Source organism: Litchfieldia alkalitelluris, assembly GCF_002019645.1.
Lineage (GTDB): Bacteria > Bacillota > Bacilli > Bacillales > Bacillaceae_L > Litchfieldia > Litchfieldia alkalitelluris.
This window is the reverse complement of sequence record NZ_KV917374.1, coordinates 720684-737094: the sequence shown is the minus strand read 5'-3', so window position 1 is coordinate 737094 and position 16411 is coordinate 720684. Positions and strand designations below refer to the sequence as shown.

At 33.8% G+C, this 16411-nt stretch carries 18 protein-coding genes and 1 riboswitch; of the genes, 2 read left to right on the top strand and 16 right to left on the bottom strand.

Annotated features, from left to right (window positions below; translation table 11 throughout):
* Window positions 1-50: 50 nt before the first annotated feature.
* The 10 genes from BK579_RS03530 to galU form a co-directional block, all read right to left on the bottom strand.
* Window positions 51-1307 (bottom strand): glycosyltransferase, encoded by a 1257-nt coding sequence (locus BK579_RS03530; protein ID WP_078543564.1) that lies wholly within the window; start codon window positions 1305-1307, stop codon window positions 51-53.
* The gene (locus BK579_RS03525) at window positions 1304-2569 is read right to left on the bottom strand and encodes a hypothetical protein (RefSeq protein ID WP_078543562.1); all 1266 of its coding nucleotides are present in this window, start codon (window positions 2567-2569) and stop codon (window positions 1304-1306) included. The genes BK579_RS03530 and BK579_RS03525 overlap by 4 nt, the downstream gene beginning before the upstream one ends.
* Window positions 2570-2595: 26 nt before the next feature.
* Window positions 2596-3699 (bottom strand): glycosyltransferase, encoded by a 1104-nt coding sequence (locus tag BK579_RS03520; RefSeq protein WP_078543560.1) that lies wholly within the window; start codon window positions 3697-3699, stop codon window positions 2596-2598.
* Between the two features lie 8 nt (window positions 3700-3707).
* A complete protein-coding gene (locus BK579_RS03515; RefSeq protein ID WP_078543559.1) occupies window positions 3708-4913 on the bottom strand; it encodes a glycosyltransferase family 4 protein in 1206 nt (401 codons plus the stop codon).
* Between the two features lie 133 nt (window positions 4914-5046).
* Window positions 5047-5676: a sugar transferase gene (locus BK579_RS03510; protein ID WP_078543557.1), complete on the bottom strand. Its 630-nt coding sequence runs from the start codon at window positions 5674-5676 to the stop codon at window positions 5047-5049.
* Window positions 5677-6491: 815 nt separating this feature from the next.
* Window positions 6492-8315, bottom strand: coding sequence for a polysaccharide biosynthesis protein (locus tag BK579_RS03505; protein ID WP_078543555.1), 1824 nt, complete (start codon window positions 8313-8315; stop codon window positions 6492-6494).
* Between the two features lie 96 nt (window positions 8316-8411).
* Window positions 8412-8558, bottom strand: a complete 147-nt coding sequence (locus BK579_RS25425; RefSeq protein WP_169891050.1) for a hypothetical protein — start codon at window positions 8556-8558, stop codon at window positions 8412-8414.
* Window positions 8559-9018: 460 nt separating this feature from the next.
* On the bottom strand, window positions 9019-9723 hold the full coding sequence (locus BK579_RS03500; RefSeq protein WP_078543553.1) for a CpsD/CapB family tyrosine-protein kinase: 705 nt from the start codon (window positions 9721-9723) through the stop codon (window positions 9019-9021).
* Window positions 9713-10456 carry a YveK family protein gene (locus BK579_RS03495; protein ID WP_078543551.1) on the bottom strand — a complete coding sequence of 248 codons (744 nt, stop codon included), beginning with the start codon at window positions 10454-10456 and terminating at the stop codon, window positions 9713-9715. Before BK579_RS03495 ends, BK579_RS03500 begins: the two co-directional genes overlap by 11 nt.
* 290 nt (window positions 10457-10746) lie before the next feature.
* Window positions 10747-11631 (bottom strand): UTP--glucose-1-phosphate uridylyltransferase GalU, encoded by an 885-nt coding sequence (galU, locus tag BK579_RS03490; RefSeq protein WP_078543549.1) that lies wholly within the window; start codon window positions 11629-11631, stop codon window positions 10747-10749.
* A gap of 127 nt (window positions 11632-11758) precedes the next feature.
* Window positions 11759-11841: riboswitch (cyclic di-GMP riboswitch) on the top strand.
* 14 nt (window positions 11842-11855) lie between these two features.
* Here galU and BK579_RS26665 point away from each other — a divergent pair.
* Window positions 11856-11987: a hypothetical protein gene (locus tag BK579_RS26665; RefSeq protein WP_268876451.1), complete on the top strand. Its 132-nt coding sequence runs from the start codon at window positions 11856-11858 to the stop codon at window positions 11985-11987.
* Between the two features lie 99 nt (window positions 11988-12086).
* The gene (gene gloA2, locus BK579_RS03485; RefSeq protein WP_078543548.1) at window positions 12087-12473 is read left to right on the top strand and encodes an SMU1112c/YaeR family gloxylase I-like metalloprotein; all 387 of its coding nucleotides are present in this window, start codon (window positions 12087-12089) and stop codon (window positions 12471-12473) included.
* Between the two features lie 49 nt (window positions 12474-12522).
* On the opposite strand, the gene BK579_RS26010 is transcribed toward gloA2, so the two are convergent.
* The 6 genes from BK579_RS26010 to BK579_RS03450 form a co-directional block, all read right to left on the bottom strand.
* Window positions 12523-12642, bottom strand: a complete 120-nt coding sequence (locus tag BK579_RS26010) for a YjcZ family sporulation protein (RefSeq protein WP_078543547.1) — start codon at window positions 12640-12642, stop codon at window positions 12523-12525.
* A gap of 239 nt (window positions 12643-12881) precedes the next feature.
* Window positions 12882-13046 (bottom strand): YvrJ family protein, encoded by a 165-nt coding sequence (locus BK579_RS03475; protein WP_078543546.1) that lies wholly within the window; start codon window positions 13044-13046, stop codon window positions 12882-12884.
* 112 nt (window positions 13047-13158) lie between these two features.
* Window positions 13159-13377: a DUF2922 domain-containing protein gene (locus tag BK579_RS03470; RefSeq protein WP_078543545.1), complete on the bottom strand. Its 219-nt coding sequence runs from the start codon at window positions 13375-13377 to the stop codon at window positions 13159-13161.
* A gap of 39 nt (window positions 13378-13416) precedes the next feature.
* Window positions 13417-13632 (bottom strand): DUF1659 domain-containing protein, encoded by a 216-nt coding sequence (locus tag BK579_RS03465; RefSeq protein ID WP_078543544.1) that lies wholly within the window; start codon window positions 13630-13632, stop codon window positions 13417-13419.
* 202 nt (window positions 13633-13834) lie between these two features.
* A complete protein-coding gene (locus tag BK579_RS03460) occupies window positions 13835-14575 on the bottom strand; it encodes a hypothetical protein (RefSeq protein WP_078543543.1) in 741 nt (246 codons plus the stop codon).
* 314 nt (window positions 14576-14889) lie between these two features.
* Window positions 14890-16167: a glycosyltransferase family 2 protein gene (locus BK579_RS03450; protein ID WP_078543541.1), complete on the bottom strand. Its 1278-nt coding sequence runs from the start codon at window positions 16165-16167 to the stop codon at window positions 14890-14892.
* Window positions 16168-16411: the final 244 nt, after the last annotated feature.

Genomic DNA, 16411 nt, shown 5'->3' with positions numbered 1-16411 from the left:
CTCCATATTTTAATTAAATTCAGTTTAACTAAATTGCTAATTTGGTAAATTTAAATGAATATTTTTTCTAATTCCTCTACAAAGGCTTTTGGTGTATTTTTATACATTTTCTCTTCAAATTCTTCAAGATTTACAGTTTTACCACATGAGCCTTTTATAAAGTTCTCCACTTTTAATACATTATCTTTTAATTCGTTCCAATCTTCCTTTACAGATAAGGAGAGAGGGTAGTGCTCTAGATATTTTATACTAGGATCATTTTCAATGGGATAAAACGATAAAATAGGTTTTCCAACTGACATATACTCAAATATTTTGCTAGGTACCATTGACGCTATGTTATTTCCAATATTCAACAATACATCTGCACTTCTCAATGCAGAAATAACCTCTTCATGAGATATTTGATCAATTAAAACTATCTCATTTTTCTTAGAATCTTCTTGCGCCTTTTTTATTAAATCAGGACATGTATTTGTACCTATAATAGTAAGTCTACAATTTTCTATATTTAACTTTTTAAAAACTTCTAAAGAATATTTAGGATTACGAATGTGACATGGTATTGAACCAACATATACTATGTTAGTTTTTTTATTATCAAGTAAATCCGTAGTGGTATCTTTATCGGATAAAGACGTTAATAATGGAATGTCAAGCACTTTTATACGTGAATAATACGATTCCCCATTGCTATAAATTTGATGATGCCTTTCACTAGATTTCATAATGATAATCTTATCAGCAATTTTTAATAATTTCCGTTCCCAGGTCAATCCTCTTTTAATTACCCATTGTTTTGAAAACATCTTTGGTCCGTATCCACCGGAAAGTGAGTCTAGAAAATATGGTATAAATTTAACCTCAGGATATTTCTTCTTAATAAAATACCCAGCAATCACCGTATCGATTTGTGTATATATAGAAATAATGCAGTCATATTTATGATTTTTATACAACTTTTTAGCAGACTTATAAAATCTATATGTGTAAAACGGTGATATAAGTGGCCATGTTGGAATACTTATTACTAGCTTTGCTTTATTTAATATAAATGAAACTTTTTTTATTAGTCGGGATAAAAAACCACCATGATTTTTACACCAGAAATTCATTCTATATGTCAAACGGGGCTTTACTTTCTCTATTTTAACCCCTTTTTTATTTTCTCTATTTTTCTGATTAAATTCTTGATTGGTTAAACAGATAACTTCATACCCCTTAATCTTTAATTCATTCATAACAGCATTAGCACATATACCGTTAGCAGATAAACTTTCACCAACTAAGACTAAAACTCTTTTCATATTAATCCCCTCCGCCGGTCTATAACGTGATAACTAGCTTTTATATAAGGTACAAGTTCACCATTGTAGCAGAAAAGGGAAAACATAAATACTATCCAATAACTATTGATTATCTCTGCAGAGACCGAAAGCATAAAGCATACAAAGATCAACATTTTTATAAATTTACTATTTGCTTTTAAATAGTAGATTAAGAATATACCTAGAAGAAACAAAAAACCGATAATACCCAGACAATATAAAATATAAGATAATCCTGCAAACCAAACGCCGTGTGGAGTATTTCCAAAACCAGCTCCAAATAGCTTGATAAAAATGCTGTCCTCCATGATAAAGGTTAAATAACCACTTGTTCGAGCACCAACAGCAGTACTTGTAGCACTACCACTTGATAAAATTCTTGAAATATTGTTTTGTATAATTTCACTTCTTAGCAAAAAAGGTAATACCGCCAAGGTAATGATTGGGAAAGTTATTCCCAACAATCTTTTTTTCCATATTTCTCTTTTTGCAAGAAGTAAATTTAGCATATAAACAAACCATATTAGAGTTGCAATTATCAAGCCCTGTCCAGATGTAGATAATAAAACTCCGATTGTTATAAAAACTGATGAAATTATATTTTTAATGTTAAACTCTTCCTTAAATAAAAATAATACTAAAGCAATAAGGACATACTGCGAATAATGCGCAGGTTCAAGGAAAAATGACGTTGGCCTGTAAAAAATTGTCTCATATAGACCTGCATAATCATACGTTTCATATTGAGATGTATAGACTGGAATAAAAGGAAGGAATCCTTTTAGAATTAGCCCAAAGAAACGGTAACTAATGTTTTGAATAATAATATAAAATGTACCTGCAATAGATACAAATTTAATAACTTTAATTGCATAATTTAAGCTAAAGAATTTTCTAGAAAGATAGACTATTACAAAAAGATAAAAACAAAACCTAATCGTTCTAACCATCACATCGTTTATCTGACTAGAATCAAAGAACATTGAAATGAATGTTGAAAAAATGGCATACCATCCGAAGAAAATCAATATATTCACTTGGGAATAACTGTTAAATACGCCTTTTTTCACAAAAATTAGTGAATACGCCCAAAAAGCGACCAAAAACAACTCTCCTAAGTTTATACCTGGAACCCCTGATGCATATATTGCAATTATTGGCAATAAAGCAATCAACACTGTATAGATTTTAACATTTCTACTTAATTTCTTTGTTTCAAGCATTTCTCCTTCATAATGCATTTCGATTCCATCCTATCAAATTCCAATTAGTATTTTAATATACTTTCATTCTCTATAATTTTGCTTACTACTTCTTTAGCCGTTTCATACTCAGTTAAAATCTCTCTTAACTTTTTATCGCAGTTACTTTCAAACTCTTTCCATTTAATTGAAGTGTAAAAATCATAGACATTGTCTGCAAATTTCTGTTCATTTAGATCGCATTCTAACCCTATATTACTTTCTGATACTTGTTCTCCCATATATGAACCTTTGTTACATATTTGAGGAATGTAAAGAGTTACTCCATCATAAAATTTATTGCCCATTGCAGTGGTTGTTGAATCATTTTCATATATGTTGTGCAACAAGTCTGTTTCTCTACCAAATTGGTATCTCTCTTTGGGTTCATAAGCCCCATGAAAAAAGACATTTTTTATATTAAGTGTAATACAGTAATTTTTTAGATTATTTGCTGTTTCCTGTTCTCTACCATGAAAATGGAGTTCAAAGCGATTATCATTAGCTAATCTTTCAATAAGAGTCTTGTTAATAGACTCGTGTCTTATAAACCCCCAATATCTAATTCGGATTGGATTTTGATCACGATCTATATTACGTCGAATGTCTCTATGTTCTAGTGAATCTAATAAAATATTATGGGTAGTGTAAATGTTTTCTGTTTTAGGTAATATACTTCTAAATGCATTAGAACTAACGAAGGTAGCGCTGGAACCATGAACTAATTTATCGATTATTTTTTTATACAACCCTATCCCTTCAAAAGTAACATCGCGATAATCTAAAATATATTTTTTAAAATAATGCTTTTTTAACACATCGTAAAGTAATACACCAGGAATAGTATGCATTACAATCACTAGATCAAATTGCTCTTTACGCAAAAGTGATAGAGCGTTTTTCCTGAATTTTAAAAAACTTCTGATCTTGCGTATCTTGGCAACTTCGTCTTCCTGATATTGTTTAAATTCATGCAATTTCACGTTGTAAGATAAAGGAATTTCTTCTTTCTCATCTCGATTCCAATATAGCAAATGAACATCATTATTTTGATTAGCAACTTGACTCAAATAAAAATTCATATAAGGCATATATGCTAATTTTGTAAAACCAATTAATAATATTTTCAAATTAATTTTCACTCCATTAATTCATAAAAAATATTTATAAATTTTTTAGTATTATGAGTACTAGTATAATTTTCGTTCCCAAAGCGCACTGCTTTCTCTGACATTTCTCTTATTCTCTCGGGATTATTGTAAAGATAAAGTATTGCATTAGCTAAAGCATGGTGATTGTCATTTGACACAGAAATTCCAATATCATTTTTATTAAACATTTTATAATACTCAGAGTTTTCTTCCACTGAATTAATTATTACTCGACGACAAGCCATTAAAAGAGGAGCTTTACTTGGAACTCCATTTCCAATAACACCTTTATTAAGCGGGATAACACAAATTGAACAAGCGCTATAAACATCAGGAACAATTTCTATTGGTTGCAACGGATAAAACTCTATATTGTTTAACTTACATTCTCGTGCCTTTTCAATAAATTCCTGTTTAACATTACCATCACCTATTATTTGAAATATAATGCCTTCTTCTTCCTTTAAAATAGAGGCAGCTTCTAGAATTGCATTGTAATTAAAAACATAGCCAATAGTCCCTGCAAATTGGACATGGAACTTATCAGTAGGAATGTTATATTTTTTAATAAATTTATTTTCCCTTAAGACTACTTCCTTCACAGCCTTATCATCGTACCAAGCTGGTACGACTCTAATTTTTTCTCTAGGCACATTTTCTTCCATGATTTTTTCTTTCATATCTTCTGAAAGAACAGTAATAATTGTACTAAGCTTATATGTGAATCTTTGAATTAACTTGAGCACATTATATATTAGCTTACTTTTTATTACACCAATATCAAATGCGTGTCCTGGGAATACATCATATATATTGTAAACAATTGGTTTGTTATTGAATAATTTAAGCATTAGTAATTGGTATATAACTGTCGGACAAGATTGTAAAAATACTATATCTGCGTCCTTCACTTTCTTCCACTTATTAAAACTAGTTAGAGCATACTTTGCTTCGTCTATATATCTATTAATAAAGTTAGTTTTATCTATTACTTTTCTATCTATAACATCGTATGTGAATCCTTTTTTTCCTTTTAGTATATCTGGAACATCCGTATTTATCTTCTTTCTACGGCTTTGAATTAAATGAACATCGAATCCTTCGTCTAAAAAATCTCTTATCATAACCATAGCCATTTGATTATTTGGACCAGGAGTATCAAACCCTTCGGTCGTAATAAATAATATTTTCATGTTAAAAACTCCTTAAAGTACAGTACTTGTAAATTTCAGCGTTATTTCAGATTAAATAATTACCTTAATCTACAAAATATATTCAAAGTATTACTTTTTTGATAAAATTATCTATATATATATATTTATTTAACTAACGGTCTTTGAGTTTAGTTTTAACATTAAAGTTATCTTGATTCCCTGTTCCACCTTCTATAACCCCATCACTTCTAAGAACACTAACTATAGTTAAGAAAAAGCATTTGATATCCATCAACAAACTAAGTTGTTCAACATATTCCCCATCTAACTTTGCCTTTATTTCTATAGGAAGCTCATCCCTACCATTAATCTGAGCCCAACCAGTAAGCCCTGGTGGAACATCATTAGCACCATACTTATCTCGTTCTTCTATCAAGTCATATTGATTCCATAATGCTGGCCTTGGCCCAATAATACTCATCTGACCAACAAAGATATTCCAAATCTGCGGTAACTCATCAAGAGAAGTCTTTCTTAAAAACTTCCCCATTTTAGTAATGTATTGATCAGGGTTCTCTAATAAATGAGTTGGAGTGTCCTTAGGCGTATCTATCCGCATAGTTCTGAACTTCAATATATTAAAATGCGTTTTGTTTATTCCAACACGCTTTTGCTTAAAAAGAACCGGTCCTCTTGATTCGATCTTAATAGCAATTATTAAAATTAAATAAATCGGTGATAATACTATAAGTCCAATTAAAGAAAGAATTATATCTATCATTCTTTTAATCTTCATATACATGCCTGTAACACTCCTTGAAAAGTTATTTAGTAAATTAGGACTTAATTGGAATTCTCCTTTTTCCAACTAACTTCTAAATCACTAAATTAAATCTACTTCTAATAAACACCTCGTAATATCTATTCAATCTACACCCAAATACGAATTAGAGATTTACTGTTTTAGCACTATAAACCTAGTTTCTTCCTATTATATAAACCATTCAATTAATCTATAATTCTCACAAAAACCGCCTCAAACCCTTATACCTCAAGGTTTCCAGCATCTTATCTGATTACGATAGTCAGTTCCTTGAATTTGTTCAATCTATTTCCGGAAAAATCCCCACTTAAAAAGCCTACTAAATCAACGTTCTCCCAATCCATATATTCACAAATGACTGTTTTTTATCTATTTTAACTACACCATAGTAACCCCAAGACCAGTATGCACAATAGATAAATTCCATATATTGTGATTTTTATTGATTTTAAGGGTTTTGACATACTATAAATCGAGTTAATCTATACGCCATTCTGAATTCCGCATAACGACACAATCCACTCGTTTGTAGGCTACATAGTCACTTTACCTCCAAACTATATTTTAACTATTACTTCAGTTAAATCCTTAATTCAAATATATTAATCGGGCATCCAACCCACCCTCACACCACACTTCCGACAACCAACGTGTCTAAGGATTCCTCCCACAGCATAGTCGAGTGCCTCCATCGATAAAGGTAAGGAGACATCACCTAAAAATCCATCTATTATATGCCTATAATTCGCAGACCACATATCGTAAGCGGCCTGCATTTTAAAAAGTATTTACATCTAAGCTAGTACCTTCTCAACCTCTTCTTTTTCTACCTTCTTATTCGCATATGACAACAAATACTCTTTTAAATCTTCCAAATTCATACCCTCATATTGATCAATTAAATCCTCTAGCACCTTATACTCCATAACGGTCGCTTTCCCAATATGTATCTTAGGAAACACTTGCTTATGGTGTATCTCATCTTCATTTAATAACTCTTCATACATCTTTTCCCCAGGACGAATCCCTGAATAATGAATACCAATCTCATCAATTGAAAATCCTGATAGCTTAATTAAATTCTTCGCCAAATCAACAATCTTCACAGGCTCACCCATATCTAAGACAAAAATCTCTCCACCTCTCGCAAGAGATCCAGCTTGAATTACCAATCTTGAAGCCTCTGGAATCGTCATGAAGTATCTTGTCATGTCAGCGTGAGTAACTGTTACAGGTCCACCAGCTTGAATTTGTTTTTTAAACAGAGGTATTACACTTCCACGACTTCCTAATACATTACCAAACCTAACTGCTACAAACTTCGTGTTACTTCTAGTTGCTAATGATTGAATAACCATCTCAGCAAAACGCTTTGTTGCACCCATTATATTCGGTGGATTCACAGCTTTGTCTGTTGATACTAATACAAATGAATACACACCATATGCGTCCGCAGCTTCTGCCACATTTCGCGTCCCAATGATATTGTTTTTCACAGCTTCTTTTGGATTATACTCCATTAAAGGTACATGCTTATGTGCTGCCGCATGATATATCACATCTGGATTATAGGTTTCTACTACTTCGAAAATTCTCTTACGATCTTGGACATCAGCAATAATTGGAACAATGGTTAACGTATCCTTGTATTTATTACGCAGCTCCATATCGATTAAATAGATACTATTTTCACCATGACCTAACAATAGTAGGGTTTTGGGTTTAAAAGAAGCTATTTGTCTACAAATCTCTGAACCAATCGACCCGCCAGCACCTGTAACTAAGACAACCTTATCTGTGATTTTCTCTGAAATGCTTTTCATATCTAATTCTACTGGTTCTCGACCTAATAAATCTTCAACCTGTACCTCTCTTAGATGATTAACTGACACTTTTCCAAGCATCAAATCCTCTAACATTGGCATGATATGTGTTTTTGCGTTTGTTTTACTGCATTCCGAATAGATGGCATTTAATTCTTTTTTACTAAGGGATGGGATAGAAATAATAATCTGTTCTACTTCAAGTTCTTTTACAACCTGTTCTATTTTCTCAGTTCCACCTAGTACTGGTATTCCGAATATATCTAAATTTTGCTTCTTTATATCATCATCAATAAAACCTACTGGTAATAACTCGGCATCTTGATTCATTAGTTGTCTCACGACCATCGTCCCTGCAGATCCAGCCCCAATAATTAGCGCTCGTTTTTTCACTTTAGTATCTTTTTTAAATTGGTCACGTACAATTCTCCACGAAAAGCGTGATCCACCAATTAATAGAATATGAAGCATCCACGTTACAGCTAAAACTCTTAGGTAAATGTGGTCAAAAATAACAAATTGAATCACTGCCACAACAGCTATCGAAAACGTAACTGACTTAAATATCCCAACAAGCTCGCCTACACTAGCATATTCCCAAGCCTTTTTATACAAATGGTAGATAGCAGCAAATATGTGATGGAAAATTAATAAATTAATAGAACTTATTAACAAAAAGGGATAAGTATAAATACTTAAGTAAGGTTCAAACATAAAATATCCAATATAAATTGCAGACAAAACAATAATGGAGTCAACTAACATTAAAAATCCGAGCCTTTTTTTATAAGTCATTTTTATTAATCTCCCTTTCAAAATTACAGTTAAAGATTCTAATTATATTGTCTTTTATAAAACACCATAATTAGAAACTCTATCAATCAAGATATCTTAAGTTCTCTTTATCTCTTCTAATCGATTGGTAATTGTAAATTTTAGAACTTTTTCTATATCTCTTATTTGTTCAATCGTTGCATCTTGTTTTATATATCTAATTGTCTTCTTTATAGACTTAGGTAATTTATTAAAGTCTTTCATTACTGTTCACATCCTCAATATTTTCTTATTGTCCAAATATACTAAGCTATGAAACAAGGATTTAATATTTAAAATTAAAAATTCTTCTAAATAAATTATTATATAGTGAATTCCAGAGATCATTATCTGAAGTTAGAGGGTTGTATGTTTTAAGATATCGCTAGAAATATTGAGGTTTTCAGTGAATACTTATGGGTATACAAGGAATTACTTACAAAAACGCACTTATATTTATGAGATCAAGGTGATTCGTTCTATTATTACACCGCACAACATAAAAAGTGACTATACTAGAATATTAATACACTTAAGCAATTTTTAACTATCTTTTGTCTATTTCTGTCGTAAATTCATCTCATATGTCATATTAACATAGGTATTAAAGTCATGAAACGGGTGTATTTTGTCGAATCATGACTTTTTTATTACAAAAGAACTATTATTTGGTAATAACTGTTTGTTAATTTCTTCCGTAGTAATAATAATATTGGCTATCTTTTTGCTTTTTATTATTTAGTACTACTCCAATAATCTTACCTTTAGCACTTACAATGGATTCCTTCGCTTTTAATGCCGCTTCATTTTCTGTTCTCCCACTGCTTGCCACAAGTACAACACCATCGCACTTATTAGCCAATACCTGAGCATCTGTAACAGCTAGGACTGGTGGTGTATCAAAAATGATCATATCAAATAGACCTGCTAACTCTTTTAGTAAATTATCCATCATTCTTGAACCTAATAATTCCGCTGGATTTGGAGGAATCGGACCACTTGTTAATAAGAATAAGTTAGGCTGTTCTGTTTCTCTAATAGCTTGGTCAAATGTTGTTTGCCTTGTGAGGACATTTGATAACCCAATACTATTGTCCTGTCGAAACGAAAAATGAGCTGTTGGTTTTCTTAAGTCCGCATCAATTAGTAATACCTTTTTTCCCTGTTGAGCAAAAACAATAGCTAAATTATTCGTTGTCGTTGACTTTCCCTCTCCAGGACCTGAAGAAGTTACCATTATTGTTTTTAATTCAGCATCAACCGTGGAAAACTGTATATTCGTACGAATTGTTCTATATTGTTCTGAGATAGGTGATTTAGGGTTTTTCAATGAAATTAAACTACGATTTTGAGATCCAAGTTGTGTTTTACGTATGTTTTTACGAGCCAACTGATTCACCTCTTACTGTGCGAGTATTTGTCGAATTACGGTCTAACCCTTCTGCTGCGAGGTCAATTTCTGTAATTGCACCTAATACTGGAAGTCCTAGTACCTTTTCGATATCTTGTTCTGATTTAATCGTATTATCTAAGAATTCTAGAAGAAACGCTAACCCAACTCCAATCATTAAACCAACAACTAAGGCGATCGCCATATTTAACAGTGGTTGTGGTTTAACCGGTGAAGGACTAACCTCAAACTCTGAAGCCGGTAGAATACTAACATTATCAACACTCATTAAGTTTACAATTTCTTTTTGAAATACAACTGCAATTGTATTTGCGATTTCTTTAGCTGTTTCAGCATCTTCATCTTGTACTGTAATATTAACAACTTGTGAGTTGCCTTCAGCAGCAACTGTAATTTGATTACTTAACTGTTCAACAGAGCTTTCAAGGTTAAGTTCCTTTTTCACTTTATCTAGAATAACTGGCTTTTTGATTATGACATTATAAGTATTAATTAATTCTATATTTGTTCTAATATCACTTGAATTGTAAATTGGTTGATCAGAAGTTTTCTGATTTACAAGAATTTGTGTCGTAGATTGATAAATTGGCGTTAGAAATAGGTAGCTAACAACACCACTTACCGTTGTAGCAATAACCGTTATTAGAGCAATCATCCATAGACGCTTACGTAACGTCTGATATAATTCCTTTAAGCTAATTGTTTCTTCCATGTTGACCTCCGTTAGATATATTATAAATTGTTAATATCCTAATTAATTACATTGCTCATTATATAGCAATAGTCTCCTATATATCTACAAAAATCGCTAATTTCTCTGATTCCTTTTTGTTCCTTTTTACAATTTCTGCAAAAATAAATTATATATCAAAATAACAAAAGCTTATATAACAACTATGTTTACGTTTACATTATTAAACACCCAATCTATGAATAATTTTCAAATAGTCCAAAATGCCCATTAGCAAAAAGCACACCCAATGGATGTGCTTTTATTTTCAACTATTTATTTTCTTTTTTATGTTCAACCAAAATATCTTCCATAAACTTCAACAAGTCCATTTTTAAATCCTCATGAGTCAATGCCATTTCAATCGTTGTTGTAATAAACCCTAATTTCTCACCAACATCAAAACGTTTACCTTCAAAGTCATAAGCAAATACACGTTGAATTCCATTTAACTTTTCAATTGCATCTGTTAATTGAATTTCCCCACCTGCACCTGTTTGTTGTCTTTCAAGGAACATGAAAATTTCAGGTGTTAGAACATATCTGCCCATAATCGCTAAGTTTGAAGGTGCAGTTCCTGGTGCTGGCTTTTCGACGAATTGATTTACTTGATAACGACGTCCTTCTTGAGTGGAAGGGTCAATTATGCCATATCGGTGTGTTTCATTATCTGGTACTGTTTTTACTCCGATAACAGAAGAACGAGTTGCTTCATATTCATCAATCAGTTGTTTTAACCCAGGTATATCATTTTGTACAATATCATCACCTAGTAATACAGCAAATGGTTCATCACCAATAAAGTTACGAGCACACCATATCGCATGTCCAAGTCCTTTTGGCTCTTTTTGACGGATGTAGTGGATGTCTACATTTGCAGAGCTACGTACTTTCTCAAGTAATTCGAACTTTTCTTTTGCAATTAAGTTTTCTTCTAACTCAAATGAGTGATCAAAGTGATCCTCAATCGCACGTTTACCTTTACCAGTTACGATAATAATATCTTCAATTCCTGATTGAATTGCTTCTTCTACTATGTATTGAATCGTTGGTTTGTCAACAATTGGTAGCATTTCTTTTGGCATTGCTTTTGTTGCTGGTAAAAATCTAGTTCCAAGTCCCGCCGCTGGAATAATCGCTTTTCTAACTTTCTTCACGTATTCGTCCCCCTTTTTCTCTTATTATAAACTGAAACAGTTCTAATACACATTAAGAATACAAAAATTTTACAAAAAACTAAACTATATGCAAACTTTGTCGATAATTATTATGGAGTTGACACTCAAATCGAAAAGGCAAACTCACTGAAAGGTGACGACGCAAAACTATGGGGCTAATGTCAATGACGATGCCAGCCGGTTGCCGAAATGGAGGAAAAAAGATGCATGGATTTTTAACACCTGAGGAAATGATGGAAAGAAAAAAGCGCCAGAAAATCTTATTCTATGTCGCCATACCAATCATTCCGATTGTTGTAGGTGCAGGTATGACAATTTTATTAAATGGTATGTAATCTATCGAGAGATTCCTTATTTGTACAAGGGATCTTTTTTCATGTAATATCCTTAAGAATTTGTTAGGATAAATTAAAAACAGTAGAAGAGGTGTCACTTTGAAATTAAACAAAATTCACCATATAGCCATTATCTGTTCTAACTATGAAAAATCAAAAACATTCTATGTTGATGTATTGGGGTTAACAGTAGTTCAGGAGGTTTACCGAGAGGAAAGAAACTCCTTTAAACTTGACCTAGCAGTAGGAGATGAATATCAAATCGAACTGTTCTCATTCCCAAATCCCCCAGAGCGCCCTTCCTACCCAGAAGCACGGGGACTAAGACACTTAGCATTCGAATTAGATAACATAGATAAAGCTGTGAAGGAGTTAGAGGAAAAAGGTATCGAGGTTGAACCAATTAGAGTAGATTCACTATCAGAGAAACGCTTTACCTTTTTCGCAGATCCCGATGGCTTGCCAATCGAATTTTACGAGAAGTAAACACTATGAAACCCCTATGTTATGGCATAGGAGTTTCTACATTTCTATCTTAGAACCAAGAAGCACCAACGATAATTAATAAGATGAACAACACAACGATTAACACAAATGGGTTCATTCCCACCGGTGCAGCTGCAACTGGAGCTGCATATCCATATCCACAATGCATAATACTTCACCTCCACTACTGTCACTAAACAACATATGTAATCCCCGGGATATTGACTAGACAAACGCCCTGATGAACTAGCCCATTTTTGGGAGCGCTGGGACGGTTCTCATGCTTCCATATTTAACGAAGTTTATGTTTCTGTTCAACAGGAAGGTTGTAAGACACCAAACAAAGGCGAGCCAGCAGAGCTTCCTCTGCTGGCTCGCCTTTGTTTTCGCACCTCTACCTGTATATAGTTAAACTGATTTTTTCACCTGAACCTGTTCCGGTGCCATTTTTTCAGGGATAGACTGAATCGATTCAATCACACGATCTAGCTTCGTCTCAATTCGATGAAGCAGATAAAACGTGACAACGACCGGAAATCCGACTTCTTGAATAAATGGGAACCATTGCTCCATGAAAGTTTTCCTCCTTTCTTCGATATTATTGCTTGCCCACTTCATCACACGCATCAAAAGTACCTCTATAAATAAGAAGTCCATTCCCAATCTAGGAATGGACCCGTTAGGATTAACCTAACACCACATCTACTACATTTCGCTCTACCACGCGAGCACCAAGTTTCCCAGCAAGGTCACCGCCAGCTCTGTAAAACACATTCGCTGCAATGATCGCATCCATCGCAGCAGCCAGAGCCACTTGATCAACCGGTTCATTCGGATTCTCAATCGAAACCTTCGCCGTCTTCCCATCCACTGTACTAAAGCTCATTTCTAACGTCTTAGCCATTTACTCTCCTCCTTTCCTAGATTATTGATCTGTTACTGATTAAAAAATGTCATTTGTGTCGAATCGACGAATTCCCGCATTCTTTAAGCTTTGAAGCCCTAAAAGAGCATTCGCTGTTGCAAATAACGCATCAGGTGTTGCACTGGTTTTGATGTTGTTGTAGTTCTTTGATTTATACTTCATCTCACCAAACTGATCCACACCCGCTTCAAGAATCAAACGTAACGACGTACCTGTTAATACTTGTTCTGCCATGAGTTTCACCTCCCTTCACACTAGTTATAGAGGCGAAGTGAAAAAAGAGGGCATGGCAAAGTGAATTTATAAAAAACATTCACTATTTTCTTGATTTAATAATAAAAAGGCTTATCCCTAGCGCAAAACATCGCACCGGGACAAGCCTTCATACTCGTTCACTAAGCAAATTTAAGAAGTCTGAGACTCTTCATACTGCTTTCTAGCTTTCTTTACGTTCTAGCGCCCCCGCGGACACCCCTTGAGTGATCATAACTTCTTTAACTAATTTGTCTTTAGGGCTATCATCTTCACGGACCGCTTGATCGAGCATTCGAATAAAAAATCGTTCATCTTCTTGTATCTCGTATCGCTCTTTTTCTAAGCTTCTAAATATCATACTAACAGCACTTAGCTTTTGATCATCATTAAGTTTCATCCAATTTCCTATCTTTATTTCTCTTAACGCACTTGGACTTAACATTTTATTTTTACTGTTTTGACTTGTGGCTGTTACAGTTCCGTCTCTTGAAACTATTTTCTCATTATTCATCCATAGTTCCCCGTTGCGGATCGAATAACGCTTTCCTTCAACCACAACGCTTAATTCCTCAAGCGTGCACTTGTCCCCACCACATACTGAAGCTAGTTGATCACTTGTAAACTCTTTACGAACCTTCATCGTCATGTAATGAAACAATTCGAACTTGTCTGTGTCAGATAATTGTTCAAACTGATGATTTCCTTGTAAACGAACACGAATCGCGTCATTCGACAATTCATTGATTTCAATATTAGCTGTAACTACTTTCTTAACTCTTTCATCCTCATATAACTCTCGACTTAAAATTTCTTGCAGATTAATGTTCACTTTTTCCTCAGTTTGAGGTTCCGTCGTTTCTTTACTACTACAACCTACCAGTAAAATGAAAAATAGAATAACTAAAATACTATTCCTGCGCATTACTAAAAACTACCTCATTTCTATTAAAAACTCATATTATAAAAGCTATTAATAACAGTCACTAATAACCTTCTTCTTTTTCACTTAAAAGTTCTTCTAGGATAGACCCAAATACTATAAAAATCGCACCATGTAGATCAAAATGTTGCTCACATAATGTGGAATGAGCAGAGAGCCACTCGACTCCTGCGGGATGTGCGGTCAGCGTGAGACCCCGCAGGAGCCAAAAAGCGACGAGGAGGCTCACGAACCGCCCCGCGGAAAGCGAGTGGATCGAAGCTCATGGAACTCCACTACCTAGGTTATTTTTAGGGCTATACCGCTTTAGATTCCTTCCCTGCCGCAACCTCTGATTCACTTACATCAATTTCCTCCATAACAATGCTTCTAGTATGCTCCGTTCTTTTCCAAGTCTTATTTCCCTTGGTAAATAACGACCAAAAAAACAACGGAATATATGAAAAGTTAAAAACCACAAGAGAAATAATCGCTTTAACTTTATTTAACCGATTGTTCGAGTCAATCACCATTGTATAAACCACATAGCTAAATTGGAAAACTAATAAAGTTAACCACAGCTGCCAAGGTACAACCGACTGTAACCAACTAACCGTAGATATTTGTGAAAATACAAGAATAAGTCCAGTCAGTGCATTTAATATAATTCTGCCAGGATTAACCAAATAGATAAACCCATCAAAGGCAAGGATATCCGCTTTTCTGATCGCACGATACATTAATTTAGGTGCATACTTAAAGCACACATCCCAATGACCACGCGCCCAACGTAAACGTTGTACACATGAAGCAATGAAGCTTTCGGGCTTCTCATCATACACTCTTGCATGGTGACACCATTTAGCTGGCGTCCCTTTTAGCAAGCATTGCATAGTAAATTCTAGATCCTCGGTTAATGATCTCGCTGTCCAACCGACTTCTTTAAACAGAGTTGTGTCCACACAAAAACCAGTCCCGCCAATTGCATTTCCAAGGCCTAATCTTGACTTAGCAAGCTGCCAAGATCGATTCATATAATAATAGCTTGTTGCATAAGAAAGAGTCACCCAGTTATCACCAGGGTTTTTTGAATCTAAATAACTTTGAATCAACTTATCTCCCTTTAATAAATGATTGTTCATTTCTTTTAGATAATTACGAGAAACTAAATTATCGGCATCAAAAAAACAAATTCCATCATACTTCTTTGTCAGGTCGTCGCCGATTTGGTCGACTGCATATTTAATACCATAAGGCTTTCCTCTTAATTCCCCAGGCTTACTCGTATGTTCTAGAGCAATCGCTCCTAATTCTTTTGCGATCTCGGCCGTTTTATCTGTACAATTATCAGCAATAACGACCACATCATATAATTCATCAGGATAATCCAAATCTTTTAAATTTCTTACTAGATTTCCAACCACTTTCTCTTCATTGTGAGCAGGAACCAAGATTAAAAATCGTTTGCTTGGTAGCTTGTCTTCTATTTTACTCGGTCTACCAAATCCAAAGAGGCTAATGAAGATCCAATAAGCCCAGAAAAATAATAAAATCATTTGTAAAGCAAAAAAACTAGTCGTTAAGATACTGGCCACTCATTTTCCTCCATACGTCTTTATAATAATCTACTAAATTATAGCAGATTACCTCTCTAAATATGTAAAAATTTCTCGTTATTTGTAAAATTTTACTTAATAAGAAAAGCGCTGCGGCGCCCGCCTATCGGCGACAGGCATAAGACGAGCCGGCTTGAAGGTTGCTTTTTAACCTTCTAGACGGATTGGCTTATGACCCCGAGTCGATGGCGCCTGGAGCTAGACACTAAAACTACGTTAAAAT

Bases quoted from the DNA above. Each gene is read 5' to 3' on its own strand.
- BK579_RS03505 (WP_078543555.1), bottom strand. From the start codon at position 8,315: ATGACTTATAAAAAAAGGCTCGGATTTTTAATGTTAGTTGACTCCATT.
- BK579_RS25425 (WP_169891050.1), bottom strand. From the start codon at position 8,558: ATGAAAGACTTTAATAAATTACCTAAGTCTATAAAGAAGACAATTAGA.
- BK579_RS03525 (WP_078543562.1), bottom strand. From the start codon at position 2,569: ATGCATTATGAAGGAGAAATGCTTGAAACAAAGAAATTAAGTAGAAAT.
- BK579_RS03475 (WP_078543546.1), bottom strand. From the start codon at position 13,046: ATGGAGCAATGGTTCCCATTTATTCAAGAAGTCGGATTTCCGGTCGTT.
- BK579_RS03515 (WP_078543559.1), bottom strand. From the start codon at position 4,913: ATGAAAATATTATTTATTACGACCGAAGGGTTTGATACTCCTGGTCCA.
- BK579_RS03495 (WP_078543551.1), bottom strand. From the start codon at position 10,456: ATGGAAGAAACAATTAGCTTAAAGGAATTATATCAGACGTTACGTAAG.
- BK579_RS26665 (WP_268876451.1), top strand. From the start codon at position 11,856: ATGCATGGATTTTTAACACCTGAGGAAATGATGGAAAGAAAAAAGCGC.
- BK579_RS03470 (WP_078543545.1), bottom strand. From the start codon at position 13,377: ATGGCTAAGACGTTAGAAATGAGCTTTAGTACAGTGGATGGGAAGACG.
- BK579_RS03530 (WP_078543564.1), bottom strand. From the start codon at position 1,307: ATGAAAAGAGTTTTAGTCTTAGTTGGTGAAAGTTTATCTGCTAACGGT.
- BK579_RS03465 (WP_078543544.1), bottom strand. From the start codon at position 13,632: ATGGCAGAACAAGTATTAACAGGTACGTCGTTACGTTTGATTCTTGAA.
- BK579_RS26010 (WP_078543547.1), bottom strand. From the start codon at position 12,642: ATGCATTGTGGATATGGATATGCAGCTCCAGTTGCAGCTGCACCGGTG.
- BK579_RS03510 (WP_078543557.1), bottom strand. From the start codon at position 5,676: ATGTATATGAAGATTAAAAGAATGATAGATATAATTCTTTCTTTAATT.
- BK579_RS03460 (WP_078543543.1), bottom strand. From the start codon at position 14,575: ATGCGCAGGAATAGTATTTTAGTTATTCTATTTTTCATTTTACTGGTA.